Source organism: Flavobacterium fluviale (assembly GCF_003312915.1).
GTDB classification, from domain to species: domain Bacteria; phylum Bacteroidota; class Bacteroidia; order Flavobacteriales; family Flavobacteriaceae; genus Flavobacterium; species Flavobacterium fluviale.
This window is the reverse complement of the sequence record NZ_CP030261.1, coordinates 3798264-3823012: the sequence shown is the minus strand read 5'-3', so window position 1 is coordinate 3823012 and position 24749 is coordinate 3798264. Positions and strand designations below refer to the sequence as shown.

Genomic DNA, 24749 nt, shown 5'->3' with positions numbered 1-24749 from the left:
TTTTAAACTTTGCGCCTTCGCGACTTTGCGAGATTTATTTAAAATTTGAAAAAATGACACCCACTTTTTTCGCAGAACAAAAAGACTTTAGAAAATGGCTTGAGAAAAACCATCAGAAAGAAAAAGAGCTTTTAGTTGGTTTTTATAAGGTTACAAGCAAAAAGCCTTCTATGAGCTGGTCAGAATCTGTTGAACAGGCACTTTGTTTTGGCTGGATTGATGGCGTTCGGAAATCTATAGATCAAGATAGTTATACCATTCGTTTTACTCCTAGAAAGCCTTCTAGTATTTGGAGTGCGATAAATATTCAAAAGATGGAAGATTTAACCCAAGCAGGACTTATGACAGATGCTGGTTTAAAAGCTTTTAGTTTTAGAACTGAAAATAAATCCAAAATATATTCTCACGAAAAAGAACCAGTTCCACTTTTAGAAGTTTACGAAAAACAGTTTAAAAGCAATAAAATAGCTTGGGAATTTTTCGAGAAACAAGCGCCTTCATACAAAAAAGTAATGATCCATTGGATTATGAGTGCCAAGCAGGAAAAAACGCAACTGTCAAGGCTTGAAAAAACTATTGCTGAGAGCGAAAAACAGAAAAGAGTGATGTAAGTATTTCGAATAAAATCCTTATTTTAGTGATCTGACTTTTGGTGAAATATGGAAAAAGAAAATACCACAAAAATAAAAGGGGAGATTTTGCTGGGTATTATTTTTGCTTTAGAGTTATATGCCTTGCCTGTGCAGTTTTATTTGCTGTTAAAAAATCCTGAATTTACTTTTTTCAGTGCAGCAGTCCGCTTTTTGAGTTTCTTTACCATTACAACAAATACTATTGTTTTTATTTGCAGTGCTTTGCTATTATTTGGTGGAAGAAGTAAGGCAAATGCTTTCTTTAGAAAGTGCACTACTATTACGGCAATTACAGCTTATATTTTGATTGTCGGAATTGTTTTTAATTTGCTTCTTCGTCCGGTTTTAGATTTGCAAGGACATCATCTTATTGTAAGCGAAATTTTCCATACGGTTGTGCCTATTCTATTTTTCTTTTTCTGGCTGTTTTTTGTAAGTCCAGAAAAGATTTCCTTTAAGGTTATTTCATATTGGTTGATTTACCCAATCATTTATATCATTTATACTTTGTTTCACGGACTTGCAACCGAATTTTATCCGTATCCTTTTATAGATGCAACTCAATTAGGTTTTGAAATAGCTATTATAAACGGATTTTTTGTTTTATTGTCCTTTGTAATTTTATCTATTATTCTGATTTCTATTTTTAGAATAAAGACTAAAAGTTATACCTAATTCCGGATTGGACATATTGAGTCAAATGTACTTTGAACCAAGATGCTTTAAAAAATGCTGTTGGTCGAAATTCTGTACATCAGAAAATCAATTTATACTACATTTATGCTTTATAGACTATTTTAAAGCAAATCAGCAATGAAAAAAATATTCCTTTCCTTATGTCTTTTGGGTGTAATTTCTAATGTTTCGAGTCAGGAATTCGCCAATGCTCCAAAGCCTTTCGGACCGCTTCCAACGCAAAAACAAATCGACTGGCAGGAAATGGAATTTTATGCTTTTGTACACTTTTCATTAAATACTTTTACGAATAAAGAATGGGGTTACGGAGACGAGTCGCCAGAACTTTTTAATCCTTCACAATTAGACGTTCGCCAGTGGGCGCGCGTGGTGAAAGAGGCAGGAATGAAAGGAATTATTTTGGTAGCTAAACATCATGACGGTTTTTGTTTATGGCCATCAGCATATACAGAGCGCTCAGTTAAGAATTCTCCTTGGGAAAACGGAAAAGGAGATTTGGTAAAAGAATTGGCTGAAGCCTGTAAAGAATACGATTTGAAATTAGGATTATATCTTTCGCCTTGGGACAGAAATCATCCGCAATACGGAAAACCTGAATATATAACGTATTTCAGAAATCAGTTAAAAGAATTATTGACGAACTACGGAGATGTTTTCGAAATGTGGTTTGACGGTGCAAATGGCGGTGATGGTTATTACGGAGGTGCAAATGAAACTAGAAAAATTAATTCGCTTACCTACTATAATTGGGATGAAACTTATAAAATGATTTACGATATCGCTCCAAAAACTTTGGTTTGGGGAGTTGGACCATCAGAAGCGAGATGGATTGGGAATGAAGAGGGGCGCGCAGGAAAAACCAATTGGTCGTTATTACGTCAGAAAGATGAGTTGGCTGGAAAAGTGCATTACAGCGAATTCATGTCTGGACACGAAGACGGCGAAAAATGGGTTCCTGGTGAAGCCGATGTTTCGATCAGACCAGGATGGTTTTATCATGCAGTTGAAGACGATAAAGTACGTTCGCTTGATGAAATGGTTGATATTTATTATGAATCAATAGGAAGAAATGCTACTTTATTATTAAATCTTCCAGTTGACAGACGCGGTTTGGTTCATGAAAATGATGAAGCAAGATTAAAAGAATTGGTTGCTACAATCAAAGCCGATTTCAAAACAGAATTATTAGCAGGAGCAAAAGTTCAAGCTTCAAATACAAGAGCAGTCGATTCTAATTTCGGACCTCAAAATGTTGTTGACGGAAATAAAAATACGTATTGGGCAACCGACGATAAAGTTAAGCAAGCTGCAATCGAATTTACGTTTAAAAAGCCAACAGCAATTAATAGAATTTTACTTCAGGAATATATAAAATTGGGACAGCGCGTAAAAGCATTTTCTGTTGAAGCCAATGTAAACGGACAATGGAAAACGATTGCCAATGAAACTACAATTGGTTACAAAAGAATTCTTCGTTTAGACCGTGTTACAGCTTCGGCAATTAGAGTTAATATTTTGGATGCTAAAGCAGGATTTGTAATCAGTACAATTCAAGCATATAATGCTCCAACTTTTGTAAAAGAACCGCAGATTCTTCGTGATAAAAATGGCTTGGTGACAATTAAATCGGAAGATGGAAATGCCGTTTATTACACTTTAGACGGAAAAAATCCTTCAGAGAAAAGCATTTTGTACAAAACTCCTTTTACTTATAATAAAGCAGTAACAATTAAAGCCATTTCCAGAAATACGAAAGAAAAAATTAATAGTGCTGTTAAAATGGCTAAGTACGGAGTTTCTAAAGAAAAATGGAAAGTGATTTCGGTTTCAAGCGGTGACACTAAAACTGTTGAAAAAATTATTGACGGCGACGCCAGTACTGACTGGGGTTTTGGAAATGACGAAAATAAACTGCCTCAATCTGTAATTATCGACATGGGTGAATTAATGGAAATAAAAGGCTTTACGTATATACCACAGCAGGTTGGAAATAATTTGAATTTAATTTCGAATTATGAATTTTATACCAGCGAAGACAATATTACATGGACCAAACAATCGGAAGGAGAATTTTCAAATATTAAACACAACCCAATTGAACAATTTAAGAGTTTTGCTGCAGTTAAAGCAAGATTTTTAAGATTTGTGGCGACAGCTGGCATAGGAAAAGGGCAAAGTGTTTCGATTGCCGAAATAAGCATCATCGAATAAAAGCTTTTTTTGCTCGTTAAAAACTATTTGAAGTTTGCTATTTTGTTTTCTGCCGAACGATAGTCGTTATTAGTCGAAATTTTAGTTCTAAAGGACAATTTAATTCTACTTTTATCTTACATTAATTAAATGAGCGACAGCGATATGATTAAAGAAGATATTGGTTTTACGGAAGCAGGAAAATTTGAAGAAACTCGTTTTGAGAAAATTCATAATGTTATTTTCGAATCGTCGCAGGAAGCTTCTTTATTGGTCGCGCAGGAAATTGCCAATTTAATTCAGAGAAAAAATGAGCTGAACGAACCTTGTGTTTTAGGTTTAGCTACAGGATCTTCTCCAATAAAAGTTTACGAAGAACTTGTAAGAAAACATAAAGAAGAAGGACTGAGTTTTGCAAACGTAGTGACCTTCAATTTAGATGAATATTATCCGATGGATAAAAATGATATTCAGAGTTATTATCATTTTATGCATGAGCATTTATTCCATCACGTTAATATTCTTCCAGAAAATATCAATATTCCAGACGGACAGGTTAGTGCTGAGGAATTACAGCAATATTGTATTGATTATGAGATGAAAATTAAATCGTACGGCGGGTTGGATTTTCAGCTTTTAGGAATTGGCAGAACAGGACATATCGGGTTTAATGAACCAGGTTCGCATGTAAACTCTGGAACCAGAAGTATTACTTTGGATCATTTGACACGTGTCGATGCAGCTTCTTCTTTTTTAGGAATTGACAATGTTCCTAGAAAAGCCATTACAATGGGAATTGGAACCGTTAGAAATGCAAAAAGAATCGTTTTACTAGGATGGGGAATCAGTAAGGCAGGAATTATAAAAAATACAATTGAAGGCGAGGTTTCTTCGCAAGTGCCGGCTACGTATTTACAAGAGCATAACAACACAACATTTGTTCTAGATACAGAAGCTTCATCTGAACTTACAAGGGTAAAAACGCCTTGGCTGGTTAAGTCTTGTGTTTGGACAGATGAATTAAAATTAAAAGCGGTGGCTTGGTTAAGTGAGTTGACGAAGAAACCTTTCCTAAAACTAACTGATAAAGACTATAACGACAACGGAATGTCGAGTCTTTTGACGGAAGAAGGAACTGCATACGATTTGAACATTAAGATGTTTAATAAAATGCAGCAAACCATTACAGGATGGCCGGGAGGAAAACCAAATGCAGATGATACGTACAGACCAGAACGTTCAACTCCTGAAAAGAAAAGAGTAATTATTTTTAGTCCGCATCCAGATGATGATGTGATTTCGATGGGAGGAACATTTGACCGTTTGGTAGAGCAGGGGCATGAAGTTCATATTGCATATCAGACTTCTGGAAATATCGCGGTTTCGAATGAAGAAGCTTTAAAATTTGCAGAAATTTCAAAAGCATTAAATCCAGATTCTGCTGTTTCGGATGAAATTGTTGATTTCCTTCAAAATAGAACTGGAAATGAAATTGATTCTCCTGAGGTTAGAAAATTAAAAGGATTAATTAGAAGAAGCGAATCTTTTGGAGCAACTCGTTACATTGGTTTGCCAGATTCAAATGTTAACTTTTTAGATCTTCCTTTTTACGAAACAGGAACAGTAAAAAAGAATAATCTTTCGGATGCAGATATCGACATTATGTGTGATATTATTGAAAGAATAAAACCGCATCAAATTTATGCCGCCGGAGATTTGGCAGATCCGCACGGAACTCATAAAGTTTGTTTAGACAGTTTGTTTGAAGCTTTAAAAAGATTAAAACACAAAAGCTTTATGGACGATTGCTGGGTTTGGCTTTACAGAGGCGCGTGGCATGAATGGGAATCGTACCAAATTGACATGGCAGTACCAATGAGTCCTGACCAGGTTTTAAAGAAACGACATGCCATTTTTTATCACCAATCTCAAAAAGACGGGGTTATGTTTCAAGGTGATGACAGCAGGGAGTTTTGGGTGCGAGTTGAAGACAGAAATAGATTGACTGCAGAAAAATATCACAACTTAGGATTAGCAGATTATTCGGCTATCGAAGCGTTTAAACGTTATCATTTCTAAGGATTTTTCCAGCAATAAAGATAATAGACTATTTCATGGTTTATTTTGGTTAGTTACCTATAATTGAGAGAAAATGCGGTCGTGGTTGGCCGCATTTTCGTTTTTTATTGTTTTGTGTTTTTTACTGCAGAGTCTTTTTTAACCGCAAAGTACGCAAAGGTTACGCAAAGGTTACGCAAAGGTCGCTAAGGTTTATTTTTATGCTGTATAAAAGATGAGAATAAAAAAAGTTCGCTAAGTTTATTCATAAACTTAGCGAACTTTGCGTAAATCTTTGCGCCGTTGCGGTAAAATCCTAAATCGAAGAATTCAAAATTTTCTGTTTGACTTCGTCTATATAAGATCTTCCGATAACGTATCTAAGTCCTTCAATTTCAATACTATTTCCTTCTACGGCATCAATTTTATCAATTGCGATCGTGTAAGATCTGTGGATTCTGATGAAATCTCTTTCGGGTAATAAACTCGTAAAATCTGATAGAGTGCTGTGAATAATGAATTTACCAGAAGTAGTGCTTATTTTTAAATAATCTTTTAAGCTTTCGATGACTAAAATTTCATTCAAGAAAATTTTCTTCATTTTTTTCTTGTCGATTTTTACAAAAATAAAAGGATTTTCTTTGCTGTTTTCCTGCGGAGTTTTAGTGGTATTGTTGAGGCGTTTGTTGATTTTATTAACCGCTTTCATTAATCTAGGAAACTCAATTGGTTTTACCAGATAATCTAAAACATCCAGCTCATAGGTTTCAATTGCAAATTGATCGTAAGCGCTCGTGATAATAAGCAAAGGCGGGTTTTCTAAACTTTTGATAAAATTTATACCGTCTAAAACTGGCATATTAATGTCAAGAAAAATTACATCGATAGTATTGTTTTTTAGGAAATTTAACCCTTCAATAGAATTACTAAAGGTGTTAATGAGTTCTAAATCTTCAATCTGTTCAATATAACTTTTAATAACGTTTATTGCCAATGGCTCATCATCGATAATTAAACACTTTATTTTCATTTGTAAATATTATTTTAGGCCGATATGGTTTTATTTGTAGGTATAGTTTTTGAAATAGCTAAAAGCGAGGCTACGTGACTTTTATGACTAGTTTAACGACAAAAATATTCTTTTTATTTTTAAATGAAAGCTTATAGTCACTTTTATTATATCCTAACTCAAGTCTTTTTTTTACGTTTTCAATACCTATACCACTTGCCTTGTTAAAATTATCTTTATGTACGGTAATTTCGGGCATTGGGTTTGAAATAATAAAATAAAGGAAATCGCCTTTTACCTTAAAATTAATGTCTATAACCACATTTCCAGTATTTTTATTAACGCCGTGCTTAAAAGCATTTTCCACAAAAGTCAATAATAAAACGGGCGAAATTTCTTTGTCGTGAATATCTCCAGAAATGTACATATTAACTTCTAAACGATCTCCGTTTCTAATTCTCTCTAAATCAAGATAATTCTGAATGCATAGAATTTCATTTTCCAAAGACTGTTTCTTTTCTTTTGTTTCATACAACATATAACGCATTAATTCAGATAGTTTTAAAACTATTTTAGGCGTTTTATTAGATTTTTCTACAGAAAGGGAATAGATATTATTTAAGGTGTTAAAGAAAAAGTGCGGTGAAATCTGAGATTTTAAAAATAGTAATTCTGTTTCCAGCTGCGATTTCTCGAGATCGGTTACACGTTTCTGTTCTTGTAATAAATCAAGGGTAATTTTAATTGCCGTTACAAAAGTCATCACATATAATTCGCCCATCATCATATCAATTGTATAATTTAGCGTCAGATTGTTTATGGTTTGAGGTCCTTCTGGCCATACATCGTGTGTAATCAACAAATAAGTCAAATTAAATTTTAGAACAACCATGACAAATATCGCCGAAAGTACTGTTATAATATATAGGACATATTTTTTGCGATAGACCAAATGAGGCATCAAAACCAAAATATTCAGATAACATAATGCCATGTGAATAGGAAAACCAAGTAAAGTAGTTTTTAAAGAATATACGTAATCGTTAAAATAGCTTCCCCAGCGCAGTGTATTGAATAAAAAATACGTGAGCCAAAAGTAAACATGATAGCGTATAGGTAAAGTGTAAAGCTTGCTTGAGTTGAAAATCATAGTGGTAATTTAAAATGTCGTTTGTTGCTTTTTTTTGATGTTTAGAGCTGTTTAAATGTCGTCCGTCTAAATTTATTTTGGTAAAAGTTGAATTTATCTAAATTTAAAGTTAAATTAATATTGTTTTGATATGAGGAAAATTACTCTGCTTTCTCTGACGGTAATTTTTATTGCAAGTTGCAAAATAAATGTAGATAAAAATAAACATCAGCAAAGTTTTGCAGCAAATTATGTAGATCCTTTTATAGGTACTGGAGGTCACGGACATACGTACCCAGGCGCAACGGTTCCTTTTGGGATGTTACAAGTGAGTCCAGATAATGGAATTTCAAGCTGGGACTGGTGTTCTGGCTATCATTATTCTGACTCTATAGTTTCTGGATTTAGTCACTTACATTTAAGCGGAACAGGAATCGGTGATTTGGCAGATATTTTATTTATGCCGACAAACAAAAAGTTAGACTTAACCGCCAAAGCCGCTTCACGCGATTTCCTTCCGTATAAATCAAAATATAATCATGTTAACGAAAAAGCAGTACCGGGTTATTACCAAGTTTTTCTTGAAGATCCTAAAATCAATGTAGAATTAACGTCTACACAAAGAACCGCATACCATAAATATACTTTTAGTGATACCAACACACAATCAGTTATTGTAGATCTTGGTTTCGCTATTAATTGGGACAAAGCGATAAAAACTTCTATTACAATTGAAGATGCCAATACCATCAGCGGTTTCCGCTACAGTACAGGCTGGGCAAAAAATCAGAAAGTATTTTTTGTGGCTAAATTTTCAAAACCAATCACCGAATCTATTATTACGGCTGATAAAAAAGTTGTTAATGCTAAAAATGCTGAAGGAGAAAATACTGCGCTGCAATTATTCTTCGATCCTAAAAATTCTAAAGAATTAGGAGTAAAAGTGGCACTTTCTTCAGTTAGTATTGCTAATGCGAAAGACAATTTGGATAAAGATCAGGAATTTGAAAAAGTAAAAACAGATGCTTCTGCAGTTTGGAACAAAGCTTTAAGCAAAATTTCTGTAGAAACTCCAATTGATTCTTTAAAAACTATTTTCTACAGCGCTTTATATCACGCTCAAGTTGCGCCAGTTACGTACAGCGATAAAAACGGACAGTTTAGAACTGAAGATGACAAAATTGTAACTTCAAAAAATTATACCGCTTATTCTACTTTATCACTTTGGGATACGTTTAGAGCTGAAAATCCGCTCCTTACTATTTTAGATCCGAACAGAGTTTCTGATATGGTTAACTCAATGTTAGCGTATTACGAAACCAAAAAAATATCGCCAGTTTGGACTTTGTATGCTAATGAAACCAATACAATGACAGGATATCATTCTATTCCAGTTATTGCAGATGCTTACTTAAAAGGTATTAAAGGTTTTGATGCTGAAAAAGCTTTTGAAGCCATGAAAGCCACAATGATGCAGGAAGAACGCGGCTTAAACTTCTACAAAAAATACGGATACATTCCTTATAATTTATTAGACGAATCGGTTACCATTACTTTAGAATATGCTTACGACGATTGGTGCGTAGCTCAAATGGCGAAAGCTTTAGGAAAAACAGCTGATTATGAGTTTTTCTCTAAACGTGCAAAAGCTTACGAATATTTATTTGATGCTAAATCTGGTTTCATGAGAGGGAAATCGGAAGATGGAAAATCTTGGAACGAGCCTTTCGACCCAAAACATTCCAATCACAGGGAACATACAGATTATACCGAAGGAAATGCTTGGCAGCACAGCTGGTTTGTGCCTCATAATGTTGACAATTTTATTAAACTTCACGGAGGAAATGCTGTATTTACAAAACGTCTAGAACAGCTGTTTACAGAAAGTTCTGAGATTACAGGAAACAATGTTTCTGCTGATATTTCTGGTTTGATCGGGCAGTATGCGCACGGAAATGAGCCAAGCCACCACATCGCTTATATGTTTAATCACGCTGGTCAGCCTTGGAGAACGCAATATTGGGTGCGTCATATTTTGGACACACAATATAATACGACTGCAAATGGTCTAAGCGGAAACGAAGACTGCGGCCAAATGTCGGCTTGGTATGTATTCAGCTCAATGGGATTATATCCAATGAATCCAGCTTCTGGTGAATACGAAATTGGAAGTCCGATTTTCGAGAAATCTACATTAAATCTTCCAAACGGAAAAACTTTTGTAATTGAAGCAGAGAATGTTTCCAACAAAAACTTTTATATCCAATCGGCTACTTTAAACGGAAAAGCATTTAATCAAACAGCGATTTCTCACCAAGAAATGCTAAAAGGCGGCGTACTTCATTTTGTAATGGGAGCACAGCCAAACAAAAACTGGGGTCTGACTAACTAATTCAAAATAAATATTTAATGAACATTATAGACGTATCAATCATTTTAATCTATATCGTAATGTCGGTCGGTATAGGAATCTGGATTTCAAGAAAAGCATCAAAAGGGCTTGATGATTATTTCCTTGGCGGGAAATCAATCAAATGGTATTTTTTAGGATTGAGCAATGGCTCAGGAATGTTTGATGTTTCAGGAACTTCCTGGATGATTGGAGTTTTATTTTTATACGGCGTAAAAAGTTTCATGTTTATGTGGCTTTGGCCGATTTGGAATCAGATTTTCGTCATGATGTTCCTCGCAGTCTGGATTAGAAGATCAAAAGTAATGACGGGTTCTGAATGGATTTTAACTCGTTTTGGAAGCGATAAAGCAGGAAAAGCTTCTCATATTATTGTGGCCATTTTTGCTATTATTTCTACGATCGGTTTCATCGCTTATTTCTTCGTTGGAATCGGAAAGTTTGTAACCATTATTCTTCCTTGGGATTTGACAGTTCATATGAACGGTGGTGTTTTCTTAACATCAGAACAGGCTTATGCTTTGTTAATCATTTTCTTAACTACCATTTATACCGTAAAAGGCGGTATGTTTTCAGTAGTGGCAACAGAAGTCGTACAGTACATTATTATGATTGTGGCAGGTGTTCTAATCGCTGGTTACGCATTCATTAATTATACTGATATTCAAATCAATTCCGTAATTACTCCAGAATGGAAAAATGTTTTCTTCGGGTGGGAATTTGAAACTCAATGGGGCGATAAATTCGAAACTTTCAATAGATTAATTGATACAGAAGGTTACAAAATGTTTGGTGCATTTATCGGAATGACACTTTTTAAAGGATTTTTTGCGAGTGTCGCAGGTCCAACTCCAAGTTACGATTTACAGCGTGTTCTTTCTACTAAATCAGTAAAAGAAGCAGCTTACATGAGTGGTTTTACCAACTTGATTTTATTTATTCCGAGATATTTATTAATCACTGGAATTGTGGTTATTGCTTTGGTAAATCTTGCGCCAGAATTAAACGCAAACGTTAATCTTACAGGTGCAGATTTAGAATTATTAATGCCAAAAGTGGTGAATCTTTATATCCCAGTTGGAATTAAAGGGATTCTTTTAGCAGGTTTATTAGCCGCTTTTATGTCTGGATTCTCAGCTTTCGTAAATGCAGGTCCTGCCTATATTGTAAATGATATTTATAAAAAATACTTCAAACCAGTTGCATCAAATGCACATTATATTAAAGTAAGTCAGATTTCATCATTTATGGTAGTTGGACTTGGAGTTTTCATGGGATTCTTTGCAGATTCGATCAACTCTTTAACGCTTTGGATTACAAGTGCCTTGTACGGAGGTTACGTTGCGGCGAACTTCTTAAAATGGATTTGGTGGCGTTTCAACGGATGGGGTTATTTCTGGGGAATGGTCGGTGGATTGATCGCTGCTTCTCTACAATTCGTTTTAGATCAAAACAAAGGAAATTTAACAGCGGGAACATTCTTGCATGATCTTTCGCAAGTGCCATCTATTTATTTATTCCCATTAATTTTCGGAATGTCAATTTTAGGCTGTCTTTTAGGAACATATTTAAGCAAACCAACAGATATGGAAGTGCTGAAATCTTTCTATAGTAATGTTAGACCTTGGGGATTCTGGAATCCAGTTTACAAACAGTTAAAAGCGGAAGATCAATCTTTCCAAAAAAATAATGATTTCTATCTAGATATGATGAATTGTGTAATCGGAATTGTATGGCAGTCAAGCATGATTCTGCTTCCGATTTATTTCATCATCAGAGATTATCCAAAAGCTGCGGTGGCCTTAGTTGTCTTTTTAGTTACAACTACAGTATTGAAGTTTACTTGGTTAGACCGAGTTAGGAAGATTGAAGAGTAGAGAAAATAAAATAAAGAGTATAGAATCAATATTTTAGAGGAAATTATTTTGCTTCTATAAAAATTTAAACACATAGAAACATAGATTTTTTTGACTTTGAAAAGAGCGTATAAAGAAACTAGTTTCTAACACATAGCTTTGAACATAGTCCGTAGTGTCAACTACGGAAACGCAAGAATGTCCGCGAAGCTATGTTTATTAAAACAAGCGAAACGCCTTTTGTACGCTCCAAAAAGCTATGATTCTATGTGTTTAAGTAAAGAATAAAAAAAACTAATAAATAAAAAAAACAAAAAAAATGAGTACTATTCCTTGGCAAGACAGACCCGAAAACAGTAAAGATGTAATGTGGAGATATTCTGAGAATCCAATTATCGACAGATATTCGATTCCTTCTTCAAACAGTATATTCAATAGTGCAGTTGTACCTTTTGGAGACGGATATGCTGGGGTTTTTAGATGTGATAATAAAGCAGTTCAGATGAATATTTTTGCTGGTTTCAGTAAAGATGGTATCAATTGGGACATCAACCACGAACCAATTGAAATGAAATCTGGTAATACAGAAATGATCGAATCTTCTTATAAATACGATCCTCGTGTGGTTTGGATCGAAGATCGTTACTGGATTACGTGGTGTAATGGTTATAACGGACCAACAATTGGTATTGGTTATACTTTTGACTTTAAAGAATTTTTCCAATGCGAAAATGCCTTTTTACCATTCAACAGAAACGGAGTTTTATTCCCTCAAAAAATCAACGGTAAATACGCCATGTTAAGCCGTCCAAGTGATAATGGACATACGCCTTTTGGAGATATCTGGATCAGCTACAGTCCAGATATGAAATATTGGGGAGAGCACAGATTGGTGATGAAACCAAGTCAGTTTGAAAAAAGCGCTTGGCAGTGTACAAAAGTAGGTGCAGGACCAATCCCGATTTTAACTAACGAAGGATGGTTAATGATCTACCACGGAGTTATCAATACCTGCAACGGTTTCCGTTATGCAATGGGTTCAGCATTATTAGAAACAGACGCGCCAGATCAAGTAAAGTACAGAACGCAGCCGTATTTATTAGGACCTGCAGAAACGTATGAAATGGTTGGAGATGTACCAAATGTAGTTTTCCCATGTGCTGCTTTACACGATTTTGAAGAAGATAAATTAGCAGTTTATTACGGTGCTGCAGATACTCACGTAGCTATCGCTTTCGGAAAATTAAGTGAAGTAATTCAATTTACAAAAGATAATAGTTTATAATATAATGATGCATAGTAGAGGTAAATTATTGTCCCTAGCCGTTACTTTTTTTTCGCTGATGGGTTATGCACAATCTGAAAAAGAGGTTACACCAAAAAGTTATATTGCGTATAAAACTTCAAGCGAAATTACTATCGACGGCGATGGAGCAGACAAAGCTTGGGAAAAAACATCTTGGACAACACCTTTTGTCGACATAGAAGGTGTTGAAACTCCAAAATACAAAACTCAGGTTAAAATGCTCTGGGACGATAATTACTACTATATTCTGGCTAAGATGGAAGAGCCTCATGTTTGGGCAAATCTTAGACAACGGGATACTATTATTTTCTATAATAATGATTTTGAGGTTTTTATTGATCCAGATAATGATACTCACAATTATTATGAATTAGAAATAAATGCATTAAACACCGCTTGGGATTTATTTATCAATAAACCCTACCGCGAAAAAAATACGGTTTTAAACGACTGGAATATCGATGGTTTAAAATCGGCTGTAAAAGTAGACGGAACTTTAAACAATGCATCAGATATTGATAAAGGCTGGACATTAGAAATTGCCATTCCATGGTCGGTTTATAAAACATCTTATCATGAGAATATAGTTCCGAAAGATAAATTTTGGAAAGTTAATTTCTCAAGAGTAAATTGGCAGCATTCTGTTGTTGACGGAAAGTACGAACGAAAAAAAGATACAGAAGGAAAGTTTCTCCCAGAATACAATTGGGTTTGGTCGCCTATGGGAGTCATCAATATGCATGAGCCCGAAAAATGGGCTTATGTATACTTTTCTTCAAGAGAAAGCGAGGATAAATTTGTAATTCCGCAGCAAGAAAAAGTAAAATGGGAATTGTATACTTTATACAGAGCTCAAAAAAGATATTTTGAAAAGAATAAAACCTGGGCAAAATCCCTTCAGAATATCAGTAAAAAAAATATTGTTGTTGACGGAAAGACCTTAAAACCAGTTTTAGAAAATCATTCATCAGGATTTAATATCTTGGTAAAGAGTCCTTTTTCAAACAAAACCTTAATAATTAAAGAAGATGGTAAAATTATTACGAACGAATAGCATTCAAAAACTATCAAAAATTTTAGTATTAGCGCTTTCGCTGAGTTTATTCTCTTGCGGACAAAAACAGAATAAAGACGTCGAAAACGGAAAATTCATTTTTGGAGTTTGGACAACTGCTGACGCTAAAAAATCGGATGTAGATTATTCTAAAGAATTCAAAAAATACAAAGACGGCGGAATCGATGAAGTTTTAATTAATACGAATACAGATCCAAAACTTTTAGGAAGATTAGTTCCATTAGCTAAAAAAGAAGGTCTAAAAGTGCACGCTTGGATCATGGCAATGAACCGCCCGAATGATTCTGTAGCGTTACAACACCCAGATTGGTACCAAGTTAGCAAAGAAGGAAAATCTTGTTTTGATAATCGTCCGTATGTAGATTATTACCAATGGCTTTGTCCGACTAAAGAAGAATCTAGAAACCACGTTTTAGGCTTGGTTGAAGGTTTGGCAAAAGTAGAAGGAATCGAAAGTGTACATTTAGATTACATTCGTTTCCCAGATATCTTTTTGCCAATCAGTTTATTACCAAAATACAACTTGGTTCAAGATACAGAATTACCACAATTCGATTTCTGTTATTGTGATGCCTGCGTAAGCAAATTCGAAAAAGAACATCATAAAAATCCAAAAAACAGCCATAACACTTCTATCGATATGGAGTGGAAAAACTTCAGATTAAATGCTGTAAAAGCTGTTGTCGATGATGCATATAAAATTGTTCACAAACACAATAAAAAATTAACAGCAGCAGTGTTCCCTTATCCAGAAATGGCAGATCATATGGTGCGCCAGCGTTGGGATAAATGGAATATTGACGAAGTGTATCCAATGATTTATCATAGTTTTTACGATGAAGAAATTGACTGGGTAGGTTACGCAACCAAACAAGGCGTAGCAGATTTAGATGGAAAATCGACTAAAGTAAATACAGGAATCTACATTCCAGGATTAAAATCGGATGCCGAATTGAAAGAAGCGATTCTTCAAGCGAAGAAAAATGGTGCTGCAGGAGTTTCATTTTTTGACGGAAATGCTTTATCAGACAGTAATTTAAAGACGATAAAAGCAGTAAAAGCAAGCTTATAGTCGATTTTACTCGGATTAAAATTTTTTACGAAGTAAATTGCAGCAGGAAGAACAATTTTATTTCTGAATGTTGAACCAAAAATAAACCACATGTCAAATAGAAGAGATTTTATCAAGAAAACAACGTTAGGCACTTTAGCCATAAGTTCTGTTTTGGGCGTAAGCGGATTTGCTGCAAATCACGAAAATGAACCAGAAGCTGAATTAAAAGAAAAAAAACAGACTAAACCGATCATCATCTCGACATGGAATCATGGTCTGCCTGCTAATAAAGAATCTTGGAAAAACCTAAAAGAAGGAAAATCAGCTTTAGATGCCATCGAAGCCGGAATGAAAATACCTGAAGCCGATCCGACTGTTCGCAGTGTGGGTTATGGAGGATATCCAGACCGCGAAGGAAAAGTTACTCTTGATGCCTGTATCATGGATCATAACAGCAACTGCGGTTCTGTTTGCTTTCTGCAAGGAATCAAACACCCCATTTCTGTTGCGAAAAGAGTATTGCAAAATACGCCTCACGTAATGTTGGCGGGGCAGGGAGCATTGCAATTTGCCTTGTCTGAAGGTTTTAAAGAAGAAAATTTATTGACTCCAGAATCTGAGAAAGACTGGAAAAAATGGCTGGAAGATTCTAAATACAAACCAGTTATTAATATAGAAAATCACGATACCATCAGTATGCTAATGTTAGACCAAGAAGGCAATCTTTCTGGCGGATGTACCACGAGCGGTGCAGCTTGGAAAATGCACGGACGCGTCGGTGACTCCCCAATAATCGGCGCGGGTCTTTTCTTGGATAACGAAGTAGGAGCGGCAGCAGCAACTGGTTTAGGCGAAGCCGTAATTAGAACTGCAGGAAGTGCAATGGTTGTAGAACTAATGCGCCAGGGAAAATCGCCTTACGATGCTTGTAAAGAAATTACAGAACGTATTTACAACAAACATAAAAACCACAAAGACATGGAATACCTGCAAGTTGGTTTTATTGCTTTGAATAAAAACGGAGAATATGCGGGTTATAGTCTAAGATCTGGATTTAATTTCGCCGTTTCTGATGATGTAAAAGGTCACAGAATGGAAGATGCGAAATTTAAAATGTCTTGGGATAAATAATTGTCAAGTTTAGAACTTAGTCAAAGTTTCAAACTTTGACAAAATTTTACACAACAGTTTGTCATTCCGAGGAACGAGGAATCGCACTTGGGATTCGACAAAGATTGGCGACATTCTGTGAGGAGTTTCTAGTGTGATTTCTCCTTTCAGTCGAAATGACAAACTAAACTAAAAAAACTATCTCTCTTCTTGTTTCAATAGGAAATTAAGTAGAGAAACCAAAAAACAAAGAATGAAAAAATTATTATTCCTATTAACCCTAATCACTTCAATTTTCTCGGCTCATGCGCAGAAAGTTTATACAGAAAGTGATATTAACATTATTCCGAAACCGAGTCAGACTCTTATTAAAACTGGTGTTTTTGAATTTACAAAAGATACCAAGTTTGTAGTAAACGGCGATTTCCAAAGAGATGCAGCAAATGCTTTAGCTTCTAAATTTGAAGTGGCTGCGGGATGGAAACCAGAAACGACAACTAAAGCTCCGGTAAGCAATTTTGTGCAGTTTAAAGTAGATCCTAATTTAAAAAATGAAGCATACGTTTTAGATGTAAATCCGACGAGTATTGTTATTTCTGCAAAAGGAAATGTTGGTTTTCTATATGGATTAGAAAGTGTTAGACAATTACTTCCTGAAGCGATTGAAAGCAAATATGCAATCACTTCTGCAAAGTGGCAGATTCCAAGCTTAACGATTAACGACGAACCACGTTTTAAATGGAGAGGTTTAATGTTGGATTTATCACGTCATTTCTTCGATAAAAATTACATTTTGGCAACAATCGATCGTTTGGCGATGCACAAAATGAACGTTTTACATTTGCATTTGGTTGATGATCAAGGCTGGAGAATTGAAATTAAAAAATATCCAAAACTAACTGAAGTTGGAGCTTGGAGAGTTGATCAAGAAAACACTAGCTGGAATGCGAGATTAACAACAAATCCTGACGAGAAAGGAACGTACGGAGGCTTCTTTACACAAGATGAATTAAGAGAAATTGTAAAATATGCTTCGACAAAAGGAATTGAAATTATTCCTGAAATCGAAATGCCGGCGCACGTAAGCAGTGCCATTGCAGCTTATCCTGAATTGGCTTGCTTTAATCAGAGAATTGGTGTTCCGTCAGGCGGAGTTTGGCCTTTGACTGATATCTATTGTGCAGGAAAAGAAACTACATTTGAATTTTTGCAAAATGTAATTGATGAAGTAATCACGATTTTCCCTTCAAAATATATTCACATTGGTGGCGATGAGGCGACGAAAACCAATTGGGCTAAATGTCCGCATTGCCAAAAAAGAATCAAAGACGAGAAATTAAAAGATGTCAACGAATTACAAAGCTACTTTGTAAAACGTATGGAAAAATACATCAACTCAAAAGGTAAAAGAGTTATCGGATGGGATGAAATTTTAGAAGGCGGTTTGGCTCCAGATGCAACGGTAATGAGCTGGAGAGGAATGAAAGGCGGAATCGAAGCGGCAGATCAAGGTCATGACGTAATTATGACACCAGAATCTCCTTGTTATTTCAACTTTTATCAAGGTCCGCAAAACGAAGAACCTTTAGCTTTTGACGCTTATAATCCGTTAAGTGAAGTGTACAAATTTGATCCTGTAGTTTCAACAATGACACCTCAGGAAGCAGCACATGTTTTAGGAGGACAAGCAAATTTGTGGGCAGAACATTTAGCGCTGCCAAAAGATTCCGAATACATGATTTTCCCAAGATTAGCGGCGTTATCAGAAACTTTATGGAGCCCGAAAGAGAAACGCAATTGGAATGATTTTACAACGAGATTATTCTCTTTATTAAAACGTTACGATTATTTAGGAATTAATTATGCGAAAAGTGCTTATTTGGTAACGGCTTCTTCTACAGCAGATTTAGCTAATAAACAAATCAAAGTTGAATTAAAAAACGAGTTTCCTAATCCAGACATTCGTTATGTTTTAGGAAACCAGACCATTGATCACCATGCTATAAAATATACAAGCCCAATTGCAATAAAAGAAACAACGGTTTTAAAAGCTTCTTTATTCCAAGATGAAAAGCCAGTTGGAAAAACATATACAGATACGATTGTTTTCCATAAAGCATTTTCGAAAAAAGTGAAATACTTGACCCCTTACAATTCGAATTATAAAGGCGATGCCAATACAATGGTAAACACGATCAGAGGAAGTAAAAATTTCCATGACGGACAATGGCAGGCTTGGTTAGTTAACGATATGGAATTGGTTATCGACTTAGAAAAAGTAGAAAGTATCGAGCAAGTAAAAGTTGGCGCTTTAGAAAGTCAAGGAGCAGGAGTTAATTTCCCAATTCAAGTGAAAGTGTTGATTTCTACAGATGGAGTTAAATACACTCAGGTAGGGAAAATTATGCGTCCTTATGCGGTAAATGCTGTTCCAGAATTGAAAGATTTCCAAATCAATTTCCAAAAACAAAATGCACGTTTTGTGAAAGTTATTGCAGGCAACTTAAAGAAAAGTCCAAAAGGAGAAAGCTCTTGGTTGTTTGTCGATGAAATTTTAATTGATTAAATATTAAAAAAATGAAGAAGGTACTATTTAAGATCGGGATATTATTGATTTGCTTGATGCCGTTTTTTACTAAGGCACAAACCAAAGGATTTTCTATATCTAAGGGAGAATTTCAGCAGGACGGGAAAATAATTAAAATACATTCGGGAGAAATGCACTATGCACGTATTCCTAAAGAGTATTGGAGACATAGATTGCAAATGCTTAAAGCTATGGGAATGAATACCGTGGCTACTTATGTATTTTGGAATTATCACGAAGTAGCACCAGGTATATGGGATTTTAAAACAGGAAATAGAGATCTGTCAGAATTTTTACGTATTGCTAAAAGTGAAGGATTATATGTAATTCTTAGACCAGGTCCGTATGCATGTGGCGAATGGGAATTTGGAGGATACCCTTGGTGGCTGCAAAATAATCCAGATTTAGTAATTCGTACCAATAACAAAGCATTTTTAAACGCTTGTAAAACGTATATAGAACATTTGTATGGAGAGGTGAAAGGACATTTTGCTAATCAAGGAGGACCCATTATTATGGTTCAGGCCGAAAATGAATTTGGGTCTTATGTTTCTCAAAGAACCGATATTAGTGCTGATGATCATAAAGCCTACAAAACTGCAATTTACAATATACTTAAACAAACAGGATTCCCAGAGCCTTTTTTTACTTCTGACGGTGCTTGGTTGTTTGAAGGTGGTATGGTAGAGGGCGCGTTACCGACTGCAAATGGGGAATCAAATATAGATAATTTAAAAAAACAGGTTGATAAATACCATAACGGACAAGGGCCTTACATGGTCGCAGAGTTTTATTCTGGCTGGTTGGATCATTGGGCAGAACCATTTATTAAAATTGGATCTGAGGAGATTGCAAGTCAAACTAAAAAGTACCTTGATGCAGGTGTTTCTTTTAATTATTATATGGTACACGGCGGTACTAATTTTGGATTTACCTCTGGGGCAAATTATAATGAAGAAATGGATATTCAGCCAGATATTACAAGCTATGATTATGATGCTCCTATTAGCGAAGCAGGTTGGGCAACACCAAAATATATGGCTATACGTGAAGTAATGCAAAAGTATTCTAAAACAAAATTAGCCTCAATTCCAGCCAAAATACCCGTTGCAAAATATCCTAATCAGGCTATCAAATCAAGCATGGATGTTTTAAGTTGGATAAAAAAAGAAAAACCAGTTGTAAATGACCAGCCTTTAACATTTGAAAAATTAGGTCAAGGACATGGATATGTTTTGTATCGAAAAAGATTTACGCAGCCCATTTCTGGTAAATTAAAAATTGAAGGATTGAGAGACTTTGCTACAGTTTATGTAAACGGTGTTAAAGCAGGTGAGTTGAATAGAGTTTTCAAAAACTACGAGTTGACAGTTACCATTCCTTTTAACGGTATTTTAGAAATTCTAGTTGAAAATATGGGTCGCATTAACTACGGCGCCGAAATCGTACATAATACTAAAGGAATTATTACTCCAGTATTTTTAAATGAATTTGAAATTAGCGGCGGATGGGAAATGTATAAAATGCCAATGAATGAAGTTCCAGCTGTTAAAAACGAAACGGTAAAACCAGGGCGCCCAGTTTTATATGAATCTATTGTAAACATAGACAAACCTGCCGATACTTTTCTGGATATGACAGGTTGGGGAAAAGGAATTGTATTTGTTAACGGACACAATCTTGGACGTTACTGGAAAGTTGGACCACAGCAAACGCTTTATGTACCAGGTTGTTGGTTGAAAGCAGGCGAGAATAAGATTGTTGTATTGGAGCAGCTTAACGAAAACAGTAAAACAGAATTGACTTTTACAGATCAGCCTATACTTGAAAAATTAAATTAGAATTACCTATTAAACTAAAAACAAAGAATAATAAATTATAAATTAGATTAAAGATGAAAAGAGGAATATTCATTATCGCCCTTTTATTTTCAGCTCAGATATTCGCGCAGGCGATATATGAAGATGAAAGATACGTACCAGAAACAGATCCGGCAGTATTAAAAAACTTAGACGAATGGCAAGGCAAAAAATTTGGTCTGCTAATGCACTGGGGAACTTACAGCCAATGGGGTATTGTAGAATCTTGGTCTATTTGTCCTGAAGATTACGGATGGTGTGAACGTAAAAAAGGAAGTAATCCATCTAATTATAATGATTATATAAAAGATTACGAAGGGTTGAGAAAAACATTTAATCCAGTAAAATTCGATCCAGAAAAATGGGCAAAAGCAGCGAAATATGCTGGGATGAAATACATGGTATTCACTACAAAACACCATGACGGATTTAATATGTATGATACTAAATATTCTGATTATAAGATAACTAGTAAAGATGTTCCTTTCCATACAAATCCAAAAGCAGATGTTTTAAAAGAGATTTTCAACTCATTTAGAGGCGAAGGTATTTCTACAGGAGCTTATTTCTCAAAGCCAGATTGGCATAATGAAAACTACTGGGATCCTTATTTTCCGCCATTCGACAGAAACGTAAACTACGATCCGTCTTTATACCCAGAAAAATGGCAGAAATATGTTGACTTTACACATAACCAGATTTTAGAAATTTTGACTAATTATGGTAAAGTTGATATTCTTTGGTTAGATGGAGGATGGGTTCGTAAAAGAGACCAAGTTAACATCAAAGAAAACTACGATGAAAAGTTTACAGAAAACGAATCTAAAAACGGTTTCATCAAACACAGAGTGGTAGATCAAGATCCAAAAATGGACGAATTGGTTGTAAAAGCACGTCAGAAACAACCAGGTTTGATCGTTGTAGATAGAGCGGTTCATGGTAAAAACCAAAACTACTTAACTCCAGAAGGACGTGTTCCTGCTAAGACTTTGCCTTATCCTTGGGAATCTTGTATTCCTGCAGGCGGTGGATGGTCTTATTCTCCAGGTGCTACTTACATGACTGGAAGACAAGGTATTCACATGTTAGTTGACATTGTAGCAAAAGGCGGAAACTTATTATTAAACATTGCGCCAAGTCCAGAAGGAGAATGGGATAAAGGGGCGTACGATTTATTGCAGGCTTACGGTGATTGGATGAAAGTAAACAGTACAGCGATTTACAATACAAAACCAATCGAGCCTTACAAAGAAGAAAACATCTGTTTTACACAAAATAAAGCGGGTAATGTATTCGCATTTTATTTAGCTAAAGACGGAGAAGACAAAATTCCAGCAGCAGTGACAGTAAAATCTATCAGTCCTAAAAAAGGAACAAAAATTACCATGTTAGGTTCTAAAACTTCTTTAAAATGGACAAAAGAAGGAAACGGATTTAAGGTAATTATTCCAGAAAGTTTAAGAAATAACCTTCCAGCAAAAGAAGCTTGGACTTTAAAAATCGAAGCTATTAATCGATAAGAAATAAGCCTATGCTTTTAAATAACAGAAATAAAATTAAGACAGCATGTATTTTTTACATGCTGTTTTTTAGCATAACCATTTTTGCACAAGAGCCTGCCGATTTTGTAAATCCATTTATTGGAACTTCAAATTTTGGAGCAGCATTTCCAGGACCAATTGCACCACGCGGCATGGCCAGTATTAGTCCGTTTAATGTGGCGGGAGTAAAAGGTACACCGATGGAAAAAGACAGTCAATGGCTTTCGAATCCGTATGTGAACGAGAATACCTTTTTGACAGGATTTAGTCAAGTGAATTTAAGCGGTGTTGGCTGTCCAGAATTGGGCGTTATTTTATTGATGCCAACGACTGGAGCAGTAGAAATCGATCATTTAAAATACGGTTCGACTTATTCTAATGAAGTGGCAAAAGCAGCATATTACAGCGTAAACATCGACAAGTATAAAGTAAAAGGAGAGTTTACAGCTTCAAAACGAGTGGGAGTAAGCAGATTCACTTTCCCGAAAGGGCAATCTAATATTTTATTAAATCTTGGATTGGGATTAACAAACGAAGAAGGTGCAATGGTAAAAGTAGTTTCTTCGACAGAAATTGAAGGAATGCGATCTGTTGGATCCTTTTGTTACAACAGTCCAGAAGAAGCCTATCCAGTTTATTTCGTAGCTCAATTTTCTAAGCCAGCCGATAAATTTGGCGTTTGGAAAAAACCTGCCAAATACAACGGTGTTGAAGCACAATGGATGGGTTACAATGGAAAAGCTAGAATAATGGAGAATACAATCAAAACCGTTGTGGGTGATAGTATTGGAAGTTATTTTACTTATAAATTCGAAAAAGAAGAAACAGTTGAAGTGAAGATCGGAATTTCGTACGTAAGTATCGAAAATGCCCGTGAAAACTTAGCAAAAGAAGTAGGTAACAGATCTTTTGACGCAATTTACAAAGAAACCTACAACGAATGGAATGAAGAACTTTCTAAAATTTTAGTTGAAGGCGGTTCAAAAGATGATAATACGATTTTCTACACGGCTTTGTACCACACTTTAATTCATCCCAATATTTTAAATGATATTAACGGAGAATATCCAGTAATCAAAAGAACTAAAATTGGTAAAACCGATGGTACTCGTTATACTACATTTTCATTGTGGGATACCTACAGAAATGTACATCAGTTGATGTCTTTGGTTTATCCAAAACAGCAATCTGATATGGTAAAAAGCATGTTGAGCATGTTTGATGAAAACGGCTGGTTACCCAAGTGGGAATTGAATTCCACCGAAACTTTTACCATGGTTGGAGATCCAGCAAGTATTGTCATTACCGATACTTACCTGAGAGGAATTCGCGATTATGATATTAATAAAGCCTATTATGCGATGTTGAAAGGCGCAAATAATATTGAAAATAATCCGCTTCGACCTGGATTGAAAGATTATATCAAAAAAGGCTATTTAACAACCGACAATAAAGGTCCAGTTTCTACAACTCAGGAATACAATATTTCAGATTATTCTATTTCGCTTATGGCCAACGAATTCGGAGACAAAGACAATGTAAAACGTTTTAAAGAGCGTTCATTATCCTATAGAAAATTATTTGATAAAAACTTAAATCTGCTTCGACCAAGAACTGCTGACGGAAAATGGTATGAACCATTTGATCCTGCTTCTGGAGCTAATTTTGAAGAAAATGTTGGCTTTATCGAAGGAAACGCTTGGCAATATGCATTTATGGTTCCCCACGATATTAATGGATTAAAGAAATTAATGGGAGGCGATCAAGCTTTTTCGGCGCAATTACAGAAAATCTTTGATATCAAACAATTTGATATGGCAAACGAACCAGATATTGCCAATCCGTATTTGTTTAATTATGTGAAAGGTGAGGAGTATAAAGCTCAGGAAATGGTAAAGAAATTGGTTCGCGAATATTTCAAAAATGAACCAAAAGGATTACCAGGAAATGACGATACCGGAACCATGTCGGCTTGGCTGGTTTATTCGATGATGGGAATTTATCCAATATCGCCGGGAGATCCAATTTACACCATTACCGCGCCAATGTTTCATAGAGTGACGATAAAATTAGATCCAAGATATTATAAAAAAGAAAGCATTGTAATTGAAAGACAAATCAATAATGATGGAAAAATCAATTCGATTGAGCTAAACGGAAAAACACTTAACAGCTTTTTTATTTCGCACGATGATTTTGTGAATGGAACAAAGCTTAAAGTGATTCAAAACTAAACA

General features: G+C 35.2%; 16 protein-coding genes. 14 read left to right on the top strand and 2 right to left on the bottom strand.

Translation table 11 applies throughout. The features are described from left to right. The first annotated feature begins 53 nt into the window (after positions 1-53). The 4 genes from HYN86_RS16725 to nagB all read left to right on the top strand — a co-directional run bounded on the left by HYN86_RS16725 (position 54) and on the right by nagB (position 5597). Positions 54-611: a YdeI/OmpD-associated family protein gene (locus HYN86_RS16725; RefSeq protein ID WP_113679072.1), complete on the top strand. Its 558-nt coding sequence runs from the start codon at positions 54-56 to the stop codon at positions 609-611. A gap of 48 nt (positions 612-659) precedes the next feature. Beyond that, entirely contained in the window at positions 660-1307 is a 648-nt protein-coding gene (locus HYN86_RS16720; protein ID WP_113679071.1) for a Pr6Pr family membrane protein, read from the top strand. Between the two features lie 138 nt (positions 1308-1445). Next, positions 1446-3539, top strand: a complete 2094-nt coding sequence (locus tag HYN86_RS16715; protein WP_113679070.1) for an alpha-L-fucosidase — start codon at positions 1446-1448, stop codon at positions 3537-3539. A gap of 129 nt (positions 3540-3668) precedes the next feature. After that, the gene (nagB, locus tag HYN86_RS16710; protein WP_057116065.1) at positions 3669-5597 is read left to right on the top strand and encodes a glucosamine-6-phosphate deaminase; all 1929 of its coding nucleotides are present in this window, start codon (positions 3669-3671) and stop codon (positions 5595-5597) included. Between the two features lie 295 nt (positions 5598-5892). On the opposite strand, the gene HYN86_RS16705 is transcribed toward nagB, so the two are convergent. Then, positions 5893-6606 (bottom strand): LytR/AlgR family response regulator transcription factor, encoded by a 714-nt coding sequence (locus HYN86_RS16705; protein ID WP_113679069.1) that lies wholly within the window; start codon positions 6604-6606, stop codon positions 5893-5895. Between the two features lie 70 nt (positions 6607-6676). Then, a complete protein-coding gene (locus HYN86_RS16700) occupies positions 6677-7735 on the bottom strand; it encodes a sensor histidine kinase (protein ID WP_113679068.1) in 1059 nt (352 codons plus the stop codon). 130 nt (positions 7736-7865) lie between these two features. On the opposite strand from HYN86_RS16700, the gene HYN86_RS16695 reads away from it, so the two are divergent. The 10 genes from HYN86_RS16695 to HYN86_RS16650 all read left to right on the top strand — a co-directional run bounded on the left by HYN86_RS16695 (position 7866) and on the right by HYN86_RS16650 (position 24746). After that, entirely contained in the window at positions 7866-10106 is a 2241-nt protein-coding gene (locus tag HYN86_RS16695) for a GH92 family glycosyl hydrolase (protein ID WP_113679067.1), read from the top strand. 17 nt (positions 10107-10123) lie between these two features. Then, entirely contained in the window at positions 10124-12001 is a 1878-nt protein-coding gene (locus HYN86_RS16690) for a sodium:solute symporter family protein (RefSeq protein WP_113679066.1), read from the top strand. Between the two features lie 298 nt (positions 12002-12299). After that, the gene (locus tag HYN86_RS16685; protein WP_113679065.1) at positions 12300-13265 is read left to right on the top strand and encodes a glycoside hydrolase family 130 protein; all 966 of its coding nucleotides are present in this window, start codon (positions 12300-12302) and stop codon (positions 13263-13265) included. Positions 13266-13272: 7 nt separating this feature from the next. Beyond that, positions 13273-14340: a carbohydrate-binding family 9-like protein gene (locus tag HYN86_RS16680; protein ID WP_113679977.1), complete on the top strand. Its 1068-nt coding sequence runs from the start codon at positions 13273-13275 to the stop codon at positions 14338-14340. Further along, entirely contained in the window at positions 14315-15433 is a 1119-nt protein-coding gene (locus HYN86_RS16675) for a putative glycoside hydrolase (RefSeq protein ID WP_113679064.1), read from the top strand. The genes HYN86_RS16680 and HYN86_RS16675 overlap by 26 nt, the downstream gene beginning before the upstream one ends. A 90-nt stretch (positions 15434-15523) precedes the next feature. After that, positions 15524-16546, top strand: a complete 1023-nt coding sequence (locus tag HYN86_RS16670; protein WP_113679063.1) for an isoaspartyl peptidase/L-asparaginase family protein — start codon at positions 15524-15526, stop codon at positions 16544-16546. Between the two features lie 232 nt (positions 16547-16778). Continuing rightward, positions 16779-19091, top strand: coding sequence for a beta-N-acetylhexosaminidase (locus tag HYN86_RS16665; protein WP_113679062.1), 2313 nt, complete (start codon positions 16779-16781; stop codon positions 19089-19091). 11 nt (positions 19092-19102) lie between these two features. Next, positions 19103-20953 carry a glycoside hydrolase family 35 protein gene (locus HYN86_RS16660; RefSeq protein ID WP_113679061.1) on the top strand — a complete coding sequence of 617 codons (1851 nt, stop codon included), beginning with the start codon at positions 19103-19105 and terminating at the stop codon, positions 20951-20953. 53 nt (positions 20954-21006) lie between these two features. Further along, positions 21007-22491: an alpha-L-fucosidase gene (locus HYN86_RS16655; protein WP_113679060.1), complete on the top strand. Its 1485-nt coding sequence runs from the start codon at positions 21007-21009 to the stop codon at positions 22489-22491. Between the two features lie 11 nt (positions 22492-22502). After that, positions 22503-24746 (top strand): GH92 family glycosyl hydrolase, encoded by a 2244-nt coding sequence (locus tag HYN86_RS16650; protein WP_113679059.1) that lies wholly within the window; start codon positions 22503-22505, stop codon positions 24744-24746. The last annotated feature ends 3 nt before the right edge of the window (positions 24747-24749 follow it).

Excerpts from the sequence above, each read along its gene's own strand:
- HYN86_RS16650 (WP_113679059.1), top strand. The coding sequence starts at position 22,503 with ATGCTTTTAAATAACAGAAATAAAATTAAGACAGCATGTATTTTTTAC.
- HYN86_RS16665 (WP_113679062.1), top strand. The coding sequence starts at position 16,779 with ATGAAAAAATTATTATTCCTATTAACCCTAATCACTTCAATTTTCTCG.
- HYN86_RS16670 (WP_113679063.1), top strand. The coding sequence starts at position 15,524 with ATGTCAAATAGAAGAGATTTTATCAAGAAAACAACGTTAGGCACTTTA.
- HYN86_RS16720 (WP_113679071.1), top strand. The coding sequence starts at position 660 with ATGGAAAAAGAAAATACCACAAAAATAAAAGGGGAGATTTTGCTGGGT.
- HYN86_RS16655 (WP_113679060.1), top strand. The coding sequence starts at position 21,007 with ATGAAAAGAGGAATATTCATTATCGCCCTTTTATTTTCAGCTCAGATA.
- HYN86_RS16700 (WP_113679068.1), bottom strand. The coding sequence starts at position 7,735 with ATGATTTTCAACTCAAGCAAGCTTTACACTTTACCTATACGCTATCAT.
- HYN86_RS16675 (WP_113679064.1), top strand. The coding sequence starts at position 14,315 with ATGGTAAAATTATTACGAACGAATAGCATTCAAAAACTATCAAAAATT.
- HYN86_RS16695 (WP_113679067.1), top strand. The coding sequence starts at position 7,866 with ATGAGGAAAATTACTCTGCTTTCTCTGACGGTAATTTTTATTGCAAGT.
- HYN86_RS16725 (WP_113679072.1), top strand. The coding sequence starts at position 54 with ATGACACCCACTTTTTTCGCAGAACAAAAAGACTTTAGAAAATGGCTT.
- HYN86_RS16680 (WP_113679977.1), top strand. The coding sequence starts at position 13,273 with ATGCATAGTAGAGGTAAATTATTGTCCCTAGCCGTTACTTTTTTTTCG.
- nagB (WP_057116065.1), top strand. The coding sequence starts at position 3,669 with ATGAGCGACAGCGATATGATTAAAGAAGATATTGGTTTTACGGAAGCA.
- HYN86_RS16705 (WP_113679069.1), bottom strand. The coding sequence starts at position 6,606 with ATGAAAATAAAGTGTTTAATTATCGATGATGAGCCATTGGCAATAAAC.
- HYN86_RS16660 (WP_113679061.1), top strand. The coding sequence starts at position 19,103 with ATGAAGAAGGTACTATTTAAGATCGGGATATTATTGATTTGCTTGATG.
- HYN86_RS16685 (WP_113679065.1), top strand. The coding sequence starts at position 12,300 with ATGAGTACTATTCCTTGGCAAGACAGACCCGAAAACAGTAAAGATGTA.
- HYN86_RS16715 (WP_113679070.1), top strand. The coding sequence starts at position 1,446 with ATGAAAAAAATATTCCTTTCCTTATGTCTTTTGGGTGTAATTTCTAAT.
- HYN86_RS16690 (WP_113679066.1), top strand. The coding sequence starts at position 10,124 with ATGAACATTATAGACGTATCAATCATTTTAATCTATATCGTAATGTCG.